Source organism: Aeromonas sp. FDAARGOS 1410 (assembly GCF_019048745.1).
Taxonomy (GTDB): Bacteria; Pseudomonadota; Gammaproteobacteria; order Enterobacterales; family Aeromonadaceae; genus Aeromonas; species Aeromonas jandaei.
The window spans coordinates 1,229,345-1,242,500 of record NZ_CP077401.1 but is presented as its reverse complement, the minus strand read 5'-3'; the positions used below and the strand labels follow the sequence as shown (position 1 = coordinate 1,242,500).

Here is a 13,156-nt window from a genome sequence, read left to right as displayed (position 1 = left end):
AGACCAAATGGCATCTCTTGTGTCGCATAGGACTCCATCATCTCGAGCAAGGCAACCCGATTTGGCAATCCGGTCAGAGGATCTCGCCGCACAGCTCTGAAATGACGCCGCCCTTCATATATAAGCAGCGCACTGAGCAAGAGTACCGAGATAACCAGACCAGATACCATCATCAGCAGAGCATTACGCAGCTGGGCAAAATGGCGATCGTTCTCTGAATAGATGTTGATGTTTTTCTGCATGACAGATGCAAGAGAATAGGAAAGTGGTTCTTGCAAAGGTGCAAGGCGCATCATGATTTGCTGGTAATCCGGAGATCCCACTTTCAACCTGGTGATATCAGCTTCCATATTGCGGATATTGCTTTCGATCAGCTGCACCAGACGCAGGGTCTTCTGCTTGTCCTCCATGCTCTTGCGCAATTGGCCGCTAAGCAAGATTGGGGTTCGACTCCAGAGAATGTCATAACGCAGCATCAGGGCTTCGTGGTCGATGCCACCGTAGTGGTAAACCTCGACACTATTCAGAAACCGCCCCAACTCTAGCTGCAATTGCATCAATGCCCAGGAGACATCATAGGTGTACTTCTCCATGACTCGGGTCGCATTCTGGATCTGAACCAGAGAATAGAGAGTACTTCCCGTAAACAACAGGATGAAAAAATAAAGAGTGGCGACAAGTGGCCAGGCTTTGGTCTTTTCCTTCACCCCATACTCCTGAGCAATAAACGATTAATGCTGGATATCAACCGAGCTGAGCTGCCAGATCATCATGTCGGTATATTCGGAGCGTTTCAATTCCGGATGTTGATCAAGTGGCAGCATAAACCAGAGCGGCCCCTTGTCGCGCACCTTCATGACTACACCATCGTCCTCCCAGGCAAGGATGGGCTCATAGCGTTTGACCTTGTCCCAGTTGATACGGATCTGGTAGCTATTGAGTGCAGTCAGGGTAATGGAATTGCCATCATCAGCCCCTACAGCCGCCAGTACATCAGCCAGTTTGGGCCCACGATACTTGTGGGGCTTATCGACCCAAGGATTGCCGGTCACGATCTCGTGCTGTGGCAGTGCCTGCAACATGGCAAGGTCAAACTGCGCAACGCCATCAACGGTCTCTGCCGCTTTAACATTGCCTGTCACCTTTAGAATCACGGGCCCTGCAGGCGTCCCCAATGCCAGTACGGAAAAGCTTGCCAAGGAAAAAAGCAAAGAAATCAAACCCAGTTTTTTCATACCCACCTCCAAATAACATCCTTATCAACAACTCTCAGTTTAGCCGGATAAAAAAAAACGGCCCGCCAAAGCGAGCCGTTTCTCAAACAGAGCCGGGATGATGATTACATCATGCCCATGCCGCCCATGCCACCCATATCAGGCATAGCCGGAGCATCTTTCTTCGGCAGCTCGGTGACCATGCACTCGGTGGTGATCATCAGACCGGCGATGGAAGAGGCGAACTGCAGTGCAGAGCGGGTTACCTTGGTCGGATCCAGGATACCCATGGTCAGCATGTTGCCATACTGCTCGGTGTAAGCGTTGTAACCGAAATTGCCTTCGCCGTTCTTCACTGCGTTGGCGATGACGGAAGCTTCTTCACCGGCGTTGATGACGATTTGACGCAGCGGGGCTTCCATGGCGCGCAGGGCAACCTTGATACCGACGTTTTGGTCTTCGTTGTCACCGCGCAGGCCAGCCAGTTTGGCTGCAACGCGAACCAGCGCCACACCACCACCGGCAACCACGCCCTCTTCAACAGCAGCACGGGTAGCATGCAGAGCATCTTCTACGCGAGCTTTCTTCTCTTTCATCTCGACTTCGGTAGCAGCACCGACCTTGATCACGGCAACGCCGCCAGCCAGCTTGGCTACGCGCTCTTGCAGCTTCTCACGGTCGTAGTCGGAGGAAGTCTCTTCGATCTGCTGACGGATCTGGGCAACACGGCCTTCGATCACGCCTGCATCACCCACGCCATCGATGATGGTGGTGTTCTCTTTGGTGATGACGATGCGCTTGGCACGACCCAGATCTTCCAGAGTCGCTTTTTCCAGCTCCATGCCAACTTCTTCGGAGATGACGGTACCGCCAGTCAGTACGGCGATATCCTGCAGCATGGCCTTGCGACGGTCACCGAAGCCCGGCGCCTTGACGGCAGCCACTTTCACGATGCCACGCATGGTGTTGACCACCAGAGTCGCCAGGGCTTCGCCCTCTACGTCTTCGGCAACGATCAGCAGCGGTTTGCCCGCTTTGGCAACACCTTCCAGCACCGGCAGCATTTCGCGGATGTTGGAGACTTTCTTGTCAACCAGCAGGATGAACGGATCGTCCAGCTCGACAGAACCAGTTTCCTGTTTGTTGATGAAGTACGGAGAGAGGTAGCCGCGGTCGAACTGCATACCTTCAACAACAGCCAGCTCATCTTCCAGACCCTGACCATCTTCAACGGTGATGACGCCATCGCGACCCACTTTATCCATGGCTTCGGCAATCAGCTTGCCCACTTTCTCGTCGGAGTTGGCGGAGATGGTGCCCACCTGAGCGATGGCATTGCTGTCGGCACACGGCTGGGATAGTGCCTGCAGCTCGGCAACGGCAGCCACAACTGCCTTGTCGATACCGCGCTTCAGATCCATCGGGTTCATACCGGCGGCAACGGCTTTCAGACCTTCGTTGACGATAGCCTGAGCCAGAACGGTTGCAGTGGTAGTACCGTCACCCGCAGCGTCGTTCGCTTTGGAAGCCACTTCCTTGACCATCTGGGCGCCCATGTTCTGGAACTTGTCTTCCAGCTCGATTTCGCGCGCAACGGAAACACCATCTTTGGTGATGGTCGGGGCACCGAAGGACTTGTCCAGTACCACGTTGCGGCCTTTCGGGCCCAGAGTAACCTTGACGGCATCAGCCAGGATGTTCACACCTTCCAGCATCTTGATGCGGGCTTCGTTACCAAACTTAACGTCTTTAGCAGCCATTTTTGTTCAATCCTTTCAATCAATTCGGAGAAAAGTGGGGATGGATTACTCTTCGACAATCGCCAGAATGTCGGTCTCGGACAGGATCAACACATCCTGACCATCCAGCTTCTCGGTTTTCACGCCGTAGCCTTCGTTGAAGATAACCTTGTCGCCAACCTTGACGGCCAGCGCTTTGACATCGCCATTATCCAGGATTCGACCAGTCCCCACGGCAAGCACTTCACCACGGGTGGACTTTTGAGCCGCAGTACCAGTCAGTACGATACCACCAGCGGATTTGGCTTCAGCTTCGATGCGCTTGATGATGACGCGGTCGTGCAGTGGACGAATTTTCATCGATAACTCTCCCAAAATGAGTCTCATTGTTGCTTTGAGGAATGGCCGTTCCAGGCCAAATCGGATATGTCCCTGATGTGGGGTGAGGTTGCTAACCCTTCAAGGGCAAATACAAAAAAAATTTTTTCACGTACTATAAACGCCTTCGATTGTTCGCCCCTGTTCTCTTCGCGAACCTCGCTGGCAGCGCCAGCCCAGTTATCAGCCCAGCTCTTCGAGCAAGATGTAGAGACGATTCCTTGACCCGCATCAATCCCATGCTGACAGCACCGATCCCTGTCGTACTGCGCCAGATGACGGGCCCCATGATCCTCGGCATCGTCGCCATTCTGGCCTTCAATCTGGTCGATACCTTCTTTATTGGTATGCTGGGCACCGAAGCGCTGGCGGCCATCAGCTTTACCTTTCCGGTCACCTTCGTGGTCACCTCGCTCGCCATGGGGTTGGGAGCCGGCCTCTCGGCGGTGATCGGTCATGCATTGGGACAGGGCAAGCATCAAGAGGCGGCCCACCTCGCCACCGATAGCCTGTTTCTGGCGGTAATTCTGGTGACCCTGCTCTCGGCAGGGGGCGCCCTCACCATCAAACCGCTCTTTACCCTGCTGGGCGCCAGTACCGAACTTATCTCCCTTATCCACGACTACATGCTGATCTGGTATCTCACCGTGCCCATGCTGGTGCTGCCCATGGTGGGCAACTCCGCCATCCGCGCCACCGGCGATACCAAGACGCCCAGCCTCGTCATGACGGTGGCCGGTCTGGTCAACGGCATGCTGGATCCGCTGCTTATCTTCGGAATCGGCCCCTTCCCCGAGTGGGGGATCCGGGGTGCCGCCATCGCTACCTCCATCTCATGGCTGATGGCCATGCTGGTGAGCCTCTACATCCTGCGTCATCGGGAAGGGTTGCTGCTGTGGCGCCTCTCGCCGCGCAGCCGACTGCTCTACCACTGGCGAGCACTGCTCCATGTCGCCATCCCCGCCTCTTTTACCAACATGCTCAACCCGCTGGCCAATGCTGTGTTGATGACGATTTTTGCCGGTCTGGGGACAGAAGTGGTGGCCGCTTACGGCGCCGCATCGCGGGTCGAGGCACTGCTGCTGATCGTGATGATGGCGCTCGCCTCCGTGCTGGCCCCCTTCATCTCGCAAAACTGTGGTGCCGGCAATCCGACCCGGGCCAAGGCCGCGCTTCAGAGCAGCATGCGCTTTGCCCTGCTGTTCCAGCTCGCCATCTATGGCCTCACCTGGCTGCTGGCGCCACTCATCGCCAACCTGTTTAGCGACCATCCACAGGTGATACGCCTTATCATCCTCTATCTGCATCTGGTACCGATCGGATATGGATTTCAGGGGATGGTGATGCTGCTCGCCTCGGCACTCAATGGCGTGCGGGCATCGAGCATCTCGTTCTTGTTCAACGGCTTACGGCTGTTTGGCTTTTTACTGCCGGGAGCCTGGCTCGGCGCCAGATGGGGGGGAGAACAGGGGATATATCTGGGGATACTGCTGGCCAATCTGGCGGCGGGCACCCTCGCATGGTGGTATGCCCGACACCGCTTCGAGGCCTTGTGCCATCAGGGCAAACCCTGATTCAGTCACTCGCCTCGGGTTTTCGTCTCGTCGATTACTCTTTGCGCTCAAACTCGCCTTCGATAGTGGTGCCACCCTGCTTCGGATGATCGTCGAGGGATTGCTCAAACGGCGATTGAGTACGCTGGAAACCACCCATCTGCATTCGGAACTGGTTGCTGCCGATCAGCTTGTCGGCCAGTTTGTTGCGCAGCCAGGGCTGCAGCAGCAGGATCCCGAAGAAGTCGGTGACAAAACCCGGAATGATCAGCAGCAGACCAGCCAGCGCCAGCATCATGCCACCCATCACTTCGCGGCCCGGCATCTCGCCCTGTTGCATCTTCTGCTGGGCACTGAACAGGGTCTTGAGCCCTTCACTGCGCACCAGAGAAGAGCCCAGAATGGCGGTCAGGATAAGCAAGCCGACGGTCGGCAGCGCTCCAATCACAGAACCGACCTCGATCATCACGGTGAGCTCCAGTACCACCAGACCCACCAACAGCAGAAACAGCTTGCCCATATAAGCTCCACAACCAGTCAAATGTGAGAAAAAGTGGTCCCGCGAACCGGGAGCTGCACACGATGTTCAGACGCGCGAGTCACCACTTCTTACCCCCAATAAATGGGGGCCAACCCGCCCATTTCAAGCCACCCAAATGACCCCCTCATCAACCAAGCGCTAAAAAATCAGCAAAAAATTACAAATTTTTATAAAAATCATGGTGATAAATCATGTACAACATATGTGTACATTCATCAAAGGAATTTGAAGATGTCACCAGATTAGTGATCCAGCTCTAATAACCGATACCTCAATTGGAGTAGTATGTTGATTAGTTATTAGGGAGGTCACACTCCCAATCGCCCCACTCGGTGTGTGGTGCTTCAGGATGAGCTGTGCGCAAGGAACTCGCGACCACTCGGTGAGGATTTTTCCATTTATCTGATTTCTGAGGCATTACAATGAGCGACATCAAGAACGTCCGCATTGAAGAAGACTTGCTGGGCACTAAAGAAGTTTCCAATGATCTCTACTACGGTGTGCACACCCTGCGCGCTGTCGAGAACTTCAAGATCAGCTCTCAGAAGATTTCTGACGTTCCGGAATTCGTACGTGGCATGGTGCTGACCAAGAAGGCCGCTGCGCTGGCCAACGGCGAGCTCGGCACCATCCGTCCTGAAATTGCAGACAAGATCGTGGAAGCCTGCGACCTGATGCTGAACACCGGCAAGTGCTTCGACCAGTTCCCGGTCGACGTTTACCAGGGCGGTGCCGGTACCTCCGTCAACATGAACACCAACGAAGTGCTGGCCAACATCGCACTGGAGATCATGGGTCTGGAGAAAGGTCGTTACGACGTCATCAACCCGAACGATCACGTCAACAAGTGCCAGTCCACCAACGATGCCTACCCCACCGGTTTCCGCGTTGCTGTTGTAAACAGCACCGACGTGACCCTGCATGCACTGGAAGCGCTGATCGCCGCTTTCGACGTCAAGGCCAACGAGTTCAAGAAGATCCTGAAGATGGGCCGTACCCAGCTGCAGGACGCCGTGCCGATGACCCTGGGTCAGGAGTTCCACGCATTCGCCGTGACCCTGCGCGAAGAGATCAAATCCATCAAGCGTTGCCAGGAGCTGCTGCTGGAAGTGAACCTGGGCGCTACCGCCATCGGTACCGGTCTGAACACCCCGCCCGAGTACTCTGCACTGGCCATCAAGCGTCTGGCCGAGATCACCGGCCGTGCCTATGTACCGGCTGAAGACCTGATCGAAGCGACCTCCGACTGCGGCGCCTACGTCATGCTGCACGGCGCCATCAAGCGTCTGGCCATGAAGCTCTCCAAGATCTGTAACGACCTGCGTCTGCTCTCCTCCGGCCCGCGCACTGCCCTGAAAGAGATCAACCTGCCGGAAATGCAGGCGGGTTCCTCCATCATGCCGGCCAAGGTCAACCCGGTTATCCCGGAAGTGGTCAACCAGTCCTGCTTCAAGGTATTCGGTAACGACATCACCATCACCTTCGCCGCCGAAGCCGGTCAGCTGCAGCTGAACGTCATGGAGCCGGTGATTGGTCAGGCAATGTTCGAATCCCTGAGCCTGATGGAAAAAGCCTGTATCTCCCTGCGCGAGAAGTGCGTGGAAGGTATCACCGCCAACCCGGAAATCTGCATGAACCACGTGCTGAACTCCATCGGTATCGTGACCTACCTGAACCCCTTCATCGGTCACCACGAAGGGGATATCGTTGGCAAGATCTGCGCCCAGACCGGCAAGAACGTACGCGAAGTCGTACTGGAGCGCGGCCTGCTGAGCGCCGAGCAGCTGGACGAGATCCTCTCCATCGAGAACCTGATGAACCCGCAATACAAGGCCAAGCGTTTCACTCGCGAAACCACTGTATAAGCGACGCATGGGCCGGGATCTTCCCGGCCCATTTAAAGTCAGTTCCCGATTGGTCTTTATCCCCAGCCCGATCGGGAATTGGCTTTTTGCCAAATAAAAACCAAAAAACTAAAAAATGGAGTTATCGCTATGATTGGAATCGAGTTACTTGTCGTGCTCGCCGCTATCTATCTGGGCGCCCGGATAGGCAGCATCGGCATCGGCTTTGCCGGTGGTCTGGGGGTTCTGGTCCTGACCTGGGGCCTCGGGGTGCAGATCCCGAGCGACCAGCTGGTCACCTACATCCCCTGGGATGTGATCATGATCATTGCGTCCGTCATTTGCGCCATCGCCTGTATGCAACTGGCTGGCGGGATGGACTATCTGGTCTCCCTGGCTGAAAAAGCGCTGCGCAAGAACCCCAAATACATCACCTTCGCCGCCCCGGTCGTCACCTATCTGATGACCATGCTGGCCGGTACCGGTCACACCGCCTTCTCCACTCTGCCGGTTATCGCAGAAGTGGCCAAAGAGCAGGGGATCCGCCCATCCCGTCCGCTCTCCATCGCGGTTGTAGCCTCCCAGATCGCCATCACAGCCTCCCCGATCTCTGCCGCTGTGGTTGCCTTCTCCGGCATGCTCGAGCCGTTCGGTGTTGACTACCTGACCCTGCTGGCCATCTGCATCCCCTCCACCTTCCTGGCCTGTATCCTGGGTGCCTTCATCGCCAACATGATGGGCAAGCCGCTGGAGCAGGACGAAGTCTATCTGGAGCGTAAAGCCAAGGGCCAGATCAAGCTGCGCGGCACCAGCCAGCTGGAAATCAAACCCTACGCCAAGCTGTCCGTCTGGATCTTCATCGCTGCCATCGTGGCCGTGATGGCCTATGCCACCGCGATCTCCGGTAAAGTTGGCCTCATCACCAACCCGCCGATCCCCCGCGATGGCGCCATCATGGGCATCATGCTGGCCGCTGCCACCATCATGACTCTGGTGTGCAAACTGGACGCCACTCAAGTGACCAACATGCCGACCTTCAAGTCCGGTATGTCCGCCTGTATCTGCGTACTGGGTGTGGCCTGGCTGGGTAACGTCTTCGTGAAAGGCAACATGGACACCATCCAGCTGATCGCTGGCGACCTGCTGAACCAGTACTCCTGGCTGCTGGCCGTGGTGCTGTTCTTCGCCGCCATGCTGCTCTACTCACAGGGTGCAACCACCAAGGCCCTGATGCCTGCCGCTCTGGCTCTGGGTGTCAGCCCGCTGACCGCCATCGCCTCTTTCGCGGCCGTGAGCGCCCTGTTCGTACTGCCGACCTACCCGACCCTGCTGGCCGCGGTCGAGATGGACGACACCGGCTCAACCCGCATCGGCAAAGCCGTGTTCAACCACCCCTTCTTTATCCCCGGCACCGCCACCATCGCGATTGCCGTGGCGCTGGGCTTCTTCTTCGGCGGCATCATGCTGTAATCGTATCGCCTGTCGATCGCCAATCAAAAATCCCCGCCAGCTGGCGGGGATTTTTTTGTGCCTCTCTCAGACACTTGCTGCTGATAGCGAAACCGTGACGCAGGATTCCGCATCACCCCCTATCAAACGCAGCAGATGGCCATGCATGGCTTAGCCCCGCACCGTCACCTTCCTTTCCTCACCTCTTTATCAGGCGCGTTCTGGCGGCACTCTGTGGGCGCAGGCATCTATCAGGATCGGACGATGGCGAGCTGGCGGTAATAAAGGGCAAAAACAGATCCACAGGCAGGAGCTAGCAAAGGCATAAGGGAAAATGAGGCCAATTTGCCAAAATGCATAAATTTAATTTATAGCGCGACATGGATGCCAACAGTGGGCTTGAGGGGGTGGCCGCAGACGTCACAGAGGGATCTTCCGATCTACAAGGAATAATCAGGCAGGCCGTGGCACAGCAATAAAAATGCCCCGGACAGGCTCCCGTCTTCACAGAGAGCATGCCCGGGGCATGTCACATCACTGGCCCGGCAGGGAGAGGATCCTCAGGATCAGACCGGATCCAGGGTATCCAATGGCCAGCGCGGCACGGCCTTGACCGCCAGCGGCTCGAACACGCCCGCTTTCAGGCGCTGCATGCCGGCATAGGCGATCATGGCGCCGTTATCGGTGCAATATTCGGTGCGCGGATAGAACACCTCGCCCTTGAGGCTCTCCATCAGCTCGGCCAGCTGAGCGCGCAGGTGACGGTTGGCACTGACGCCACCCGCCACCACCAGACGCTTGAGGCCGGTCTCTTTCAAGGCACGACGGCATTTGATGGCCAGGGTATCGACCACCGCATCTTCAAACGCACGGGCGATATCGGCGCGGGTCTGCTCATCATCACCGTTGGCGGCAATGGTGTTGGCGGCAAAGGTTTTGAGGCCGGAGAAGCTCATGTCGAGCCCGGGGCGATCAGTCATGGGACGGGGGAAGTGGAAACGCCCGGTGGTGCCCTTCTCGGCCAGACGGGAGAGCAGCGGGCCACCCGGATAGTCCAGCCCCATCAGCTTGGCGGTCTTGTCGAACGCCTCGCCGGCGGCATCGTCGATGGATTCGCCCAGCAGCTGATAACTGCCGATGCCATCAACCCGTACCAGCATGGAGTGGCCACCGGAGACCAGCAGCGCCACGAAGGGGAACTCGGGGGCCTTCTCTTCCAGCATGGGCGCCAGCAGGTGACCTTCCATATGGTGGACGGCGATAGCCGGCTTGTTCCACGCCATCGCCAGTGAACGGCCGATGGTGGCCCCCACCAGAATGGCGCCAACCAGACCCGGCCCCGCGGTATAGGCGATGCCATCGATGTCATCCTTGCCCAGTCCAGCCTCCCGCAATGCGGCCTGGATCAACGGGATCGTCTTGCGAACGTGATCCCGGCTGGCGAGCTCGGGAACAACGCCACCGTAGTCCGCATGCAGCTTGACCTGGCTATATAACTGGTGGGAAAGGATCCCTTTTTGATCGTCGAAGATCGCGATCCCGGTTTCGTCACAGGATGTCTCTATGCCCAATACACGCATTGCTAAAAATTTTCACTGCTAAAATGAGACGGCTATGGTAACCTTCGCGGGTTTTTTAAACCAGAGCGATCTCTGCGGGTTTACTTTCATTCCCTGTCCAGAGTATAATTTCGCACCATTTTAAGTCATGCTGATCGATTGAAGGTCAGCTAACAATTTTATCACTGAGGTGAAAGGCACATGCCAGTAATCAAAGTCCGTGAAAATGAGCCGTTTGACGTTGCTCTGCGTCGCTTCAAGCGTTCTTGCGAAAAAGCCGGTATCCTGTCCGAAGTTCGTAGCCGTGAGTTCTACGAGAAGCCGACTACCATTCGTAAGCGCGCCAAAGCGTCTGCCGTTAAGCGTCACGCCAAGAAGCTGTCTCGCGAAAACGCACGTCGTATCCGCCTGTACTAATCAAGGGATCATGCCGTGTCTCTGAAGGATCAACTCAAGGATCAGCAAAAGCTCGCCATGCTTGCCAAAGACAAGCCGCGGTTGGGCGCTATCCGGTTGTTGATGGCAGAAATCAAGCAGCGTGAAGTCGATACCCGTGTCGAGCTCAATGATGAGGATATCCTCGCTGTCGTGACCAAGATGGTCAAACAGCGCCGCGATTCCATCAGCCAATTTGAAGCTGCCGGTCGCCAGGATCTCGCCGACAAAGAGTCCGCCGAGATCGTTGTGCTGCAGGAGTTCCTGCCTCAACAACTGACCGCAGACGAAATTGCCGCCCTGATCGAGCAAGCCATCGCCGAGAGCGGTGCTGCCGTCATGGCTGACATGGGCAAAGTCATGGCTGTCTTGAAGCCAAAAATTCAGGGTCGTGCCGATGTCGGCGCCGTCAGTGCTCAGGTGAAAACCCGCTTGGCGTAACAGGCAAACTCTTGTTTGGTCGAAGAAGCCGTGCTTCCTTGTGAATGCGCGGCTTTTTTATTTTCTATCGCAGTGAAACAGGACGGTTATGGCAGGCAGGATCCCCCAATCCTTTATCGACGATCTGCTCGCACGCACAGACATAGTCGAGCTGATCGACTCGCGAGTGCGGCTGAAAAAAGCCGGTAAGAACTACCAGGCTTGCTGCCCTTTTCATAACGAAAAAAGCCCCTCTTTTACCGTCAGCCAGGAGAAGCAGTTCTATCACTGTTTCGGCTGTGGCGCCCACGGCAACGCCATCGGCTTTGTCATGGAGTATGACGGCCTCGAATTCCCCGATGCCATCGAAGAGCTCGCCAGCCAGCAGGGCATGCAGGTGCCCCGCGAGCAGAGCAGCGGTGGATCTGGTCATAGCCAGCCAGCCGTCAGCAAGGATCTGTTCGAGCTGATGAACCAGATCGCCCGCTTCTACGAGAGCAATCTCAAGAGTGCTCCCCATGCGGTGGAGTACCTCAAGGGACGCGGGCTGACCGGTGAAGTGGTCAAACGCTTCAACATCGGTTATGCCCCAAGCGATTGGGATCAGGTGCGTCGCCGCTTTGGTGCCAGCCGGGATCACGAACAGCTGCTTATCTCGGGTGGCATTCTGATCACTCGTGAGAGTGGCGGTGGCAGCTACGATCGTTTCCGCGATCGCATCATGTTCCCGATCCGTGACAAGCGCGGCCGGGTCATCGGCTTCGGTGGCCGGGTGCTGGGTGACGGCACCCCCAAATACCTCAACTCGCCGGAAACCCCGATTTTCCATAAAGGGCGGGAGCTGTTCGGCCTCTATGAGGTCAAGCAGGCACACAAGGATCCACGCCGGATCCTGGTGGTTGAGGGCTACATGGACGTGGTGGCGCTCGGTCAGTACGACATCGACTATGCGGTGGCGGCACTGGGTACCGCGACCACCAGTGATCACATCCATACCCTGTTTCGTACCACCGCTGAGGTGGTCTGCTGCTACGACGGCGACAACGCTGGTCGTGAAGCCGCGTGGCGGGCGCTGGATAACGCCCTCCCCCATCTGCAGGATGGCCGTGAACTCAAATTCGTGTTCCTGCCCGATGGCGAGGATCCCGACTCGCTGGTACGCCAGATCGGCAAGGAAGGCTTTGAAGCCCTGCTCGATGAAGCCCAACCCTTCGCCGACTTCATGTTCGAGCGTCTTGGTCGCGACGCGGCGCTCTCCGGTGAAGCGGGCAAGTTTGAAGTGGCCAACAAGGCCGCAGAACTTATCCGCCGCGTGCCGGAAGGGTTCACCCGCGAGGGGCTGATCACCCGCCTCTCCAGCATGATGCGCTGGGGTGAGAACAAGCAGCGAATTGCCGAACTGTTTGCCCGCAACAGCCAGCCCAAGGCCGAGGTCAACAAGCCCAAGGCTGCCAAGCTGACCCCGCTGCGCCGAGCATTGGCACTGATGGTTCAATACCCGGCCGTGACGGCAGAGCTGCCGGCAATGCCGGAACTGGCGGGTTTGCGCTTGCAGGGGATTACCTTCCTGCTGCAGCTGCATCAGCAGATCCTGACACAGCCCGGTATCACTACCGGCATCCTGCTGGAACACTGGCGCGGCACCAAAGAGGGGGAAATCCTCGCCCAGCTGGCGATGCACGACTTGTTCGAGGAGATCAAACTCGATCAGGAGCCGGATATTCTGGGAGAGTTGCAGGATACCTTCGTCGGTTTCATCAACCTGTTTCTGAAACAACGGATCGAAGAATTGCAGGCCAAAGTGGCTCAGGAAGGACTAAGCTCCGAAGAAACCCAAGAGTTGATGATGCTGATCAGAGAGGTGCAAATTGAGAAAAGAAATGAGAGTGGGGCTTGATATTTGAGTGATTAGTCCCAATATGGATAGCGTTGCCCGAATCGACGGGATGAAAAGCAAAAATTTTATAACCGCCTGGCCCCGACAATACTGCGGGCAGGGGTTTCTCATGACCGACGCCGCAACC

12 protein-coding genes (1 of these 12 only partly in view) are annotated in these 13,156 nt (G+C 56.7%); 6 read left to right on the top strand and 6 right to left on the bottom strand.

Annotated elements, in window-relative coordinates; genetic code table 11:
- The 4 genes from I6L40_RS06000 to I6L40_RS05985 all read right to left on the bottom strand — a co-directional run.
- Positions 1-707, bottom strand: the start of a protein-coding gene (locus I6L40_RS06000; RefSeq protein ID WP_071913661.1) for a bifunctional diguanylate cyclase/phosphodiesterase. Its footprint begins 1,225 nt before the window's first position; 707 of the gene's 1,932 nt are visible here — the first part of the coding sequence; its start codon is at positions 705-707; the stop codon falls past the left edge of the window.
- A gap of 24 nt (positions 708-731) precedes the next feature.
- Complete coding sequence (locus I6L40_RS05995; protein WP_041209177.1) at positions 732-1,235, bottom strand: molybdopterin-binding oxidoreductase; 504 nt, start codon at positions 1,233-1,235, stop codon at positions 732-734.
- A 104-nt stretch (positions 1,236-1,339) separates the two neighbouring features.
- A complete protein-coding gene (gene groL / locus I6L40_RS05990; RefSeq protein WP_216995130.1) occupies positions 1,340-2,974 on the bottom strand; it encodes a chaperonin GroEL in 1,635 nt (544 codons plus the stop codon).
- Between the two features lie 45 nt (positions 2,975-3,019).
- Positions 3,020-3,313, bottom strand: coding sequence for a co-chaperone GroES (locus I6L40_RS05985; protein WP_005309514.1), 294 nt, complete (start codon positions 3,311-3,313; stop codon positions 3,020-3,022).
- A 257-nt stretch (positions 3,314-3,570) separates the two neighbouring features.
- Here I6L40_RS05985 and I6L40_RS05980 point away from each other — a divergent pair, with 257 nt between their 5' ends.
- Positions 3,571-4,905: an MATE family efflux transporter gene (locus tag I6L40_RS05980; protein ID WP_254204097.1), complete on the top strand. Its 1,335-nt coding sequence runs from the start codon at positions 3,571-3,573 to the stop codon at positions 4,903-4,905.
- A gap of 34 nt (positions 4,906-4,939) precedes the next feature.
- Here I6L40_RS05980 and I6L40_RS05975 read toward each other — a convergent pair whose 3' ends face one another.
- The gene (locus I6L40_RS05975) at positions 4,940-5,404 is read right to left on the bottom strand and encodes an FxsA family protein (RefSeq protein ID WP_041209158.1); all 465 of its coding nucleotides are present in this window, start codon (positions 5,402-5,404) and stop codon (positions 4,940-4,942) included.
- 443 nt (positions 5,405-5,847) lie between these two features.
- On the opposite strand from I6L40_RS05975, the gene aspA reads away from it, so the two are divergent.
- Together aspA and I6L40_RS05965 are read left to right on the top strand one after the other, a co-directional pair.
- On the top strand, positions 5,848-7,290 hold the full coding sequence (gene aspA, locus I6L40_RS05970; RefSeq protein ID WP_033113944.1) for an aspartate ammonia-lyase: 1,443 nt from the start codon (positions 5,848-5,850) through the stop codon (positions 7,288-7,290).
- Between the two features lie 129 nt (positions 7,291-7,419).
- Positions 7,420-8,739 (top strand): anaerobic C4-dicarboxylate transporter, encoded by a 1,320-nt coding sequence (locus I6L40_RS05965; protein WP_041209157.1) that lies wholly within the window; start codon positions 7,420-7,422, stop codon positions 8,737-8,739.
- A gap of 545 nt (positions 8,740-9,284) precedes the next feature.
- Here the strand turns inward: I6L40_RS05965 and tsaD are convergent.
- Entirely contained in the window at positions 9,285-10,298 is a 1,014-nt protein-coding gene (gene tsaD / locus I6L40_RS05960) for a tRNA (adenosine(37)-N6)-threonylcarbamoyltransferase complex transferase subunit TsaD (protein WP_033113942.1), read from the bottom strand.
- 180 nt (positions 10,299-10,478) lie between these two features.
- Here tsaD and rpsU point away from each other — a divergent pair, with 180 nt between their 5' ends.
- The 3 genes from rpsU (at position 10,479) to dnaG (ending at position 13,029) form a co-directional block, all read left to right on the top strand.
- Positions 10,479-10,694: a 30S ribosomal protein S21 gene (rpsU, locus tag I6L40_RS05955; RefSeq protein WP_005309452.1), complete on the top strand. Its 216-nt coding sequence runs from the start codon at positions 10,479-10,481 to the stop codon at positions 10,692-10,694.
- Positions 10,695-10,709: 15 nt separating this feature from the next.
- The gene (locus tag I6L40_RS05950; RefSeq protein ID WP_005341238.1) at positions 10,710-11,153 is read left to right on the top strand and encodes a GatB/YqeY domain-containing protein; all 444 of its coding nucleotides are present in this window, start codon (positions 10,710-10,712) and stop codon (positions 11,151-11,153) included.
- 88 nt (positions 11,154-11,241) lie between these two features.
- Positions 11,242-13,029 carry a DNA primase gene (gene dnaG, locus I6L40_RS05945; protein WP_216995128.1) on the top strand — a complete coding sequence of 596 codons (1,788 nt, stop codon included), beginning with the start codon at positions 11,242-11,244 and terminating at the stop codon, positions 13,027-13,029.
- Positions 13,030-13,156 lie beyond the last annotated feature (127 nt).

Bases quoted from the DNA above. Each gene is read 5' to 3' on its own strand.
- tsaD (WP_033113942.1), bottom strand. From the start codon at position 10,298: ATGCGTGTATTGGGCATAGAGACATCCTGTGACGAAACCGGGATCGCG.
- dnaG (WP_216995128.1), top strand. From the start codon at position 11,242: ATGGCAGGCAGGATCCCCCAATCCTTTATCGACGATCTGCTCGCACGC.
- I6L40_RS05995 (WP_041209177.1), bottom strand. From the start codon at position 1,235: ATGAAAAAACTGGGTTTGATTTCTTTGCTTTTTTCCTTGGCAAGCTTT.
- rpsU (WP_005309452.1), top strand. From the start codon at position 10,479: ATGCCAGTAATCAAAGTCCGTGAAAATGAGCCGTTTGACGTTGCTCTG.
- I6L40_RS05980 (WP_254204097.1), top strand. From the start codon at position 3,571: ATGCTGACAGCACCGATCCCTGTCGTACTGCGCCAGATGACGGGCCCC.
- I6L40_RS05965 (WP_041209157.1), top strand. From the start codon at position 7,420: ATGATTGGAATCGAGTTACTTGTCGTGCTCGCCGCTATCTATCTGGGC.
- groL (WP_216995130.1), bottom strand. From the start codon at position 2,974: ATGGCTGCTAAAGACGTTAAGTTTGGTAACGAAGCCCGCATCAAGATG.
- I6L40_RS05975 (WP_041209158.1), bottom strand. From the start codon at position 5,404: ATGGGCAAGCTGTTTCTGCTGTTGGTGGGTCTGGTGGTACTGGAGCTC.
- aspA (WP_033113944.1), top strand. From the start codon at position 5,848: ATGAGCGACATCAAGAACGTCCGCATTGAAGAAGACTTGCTGGGCACT.
- I6L40_RS05985 (WP_005309514.1), bottom strand. From the start codon at position 3,313: ATGAAAATTCGTCCACTGCACGACCGCGTCATCATCAAGCGCATCGAA.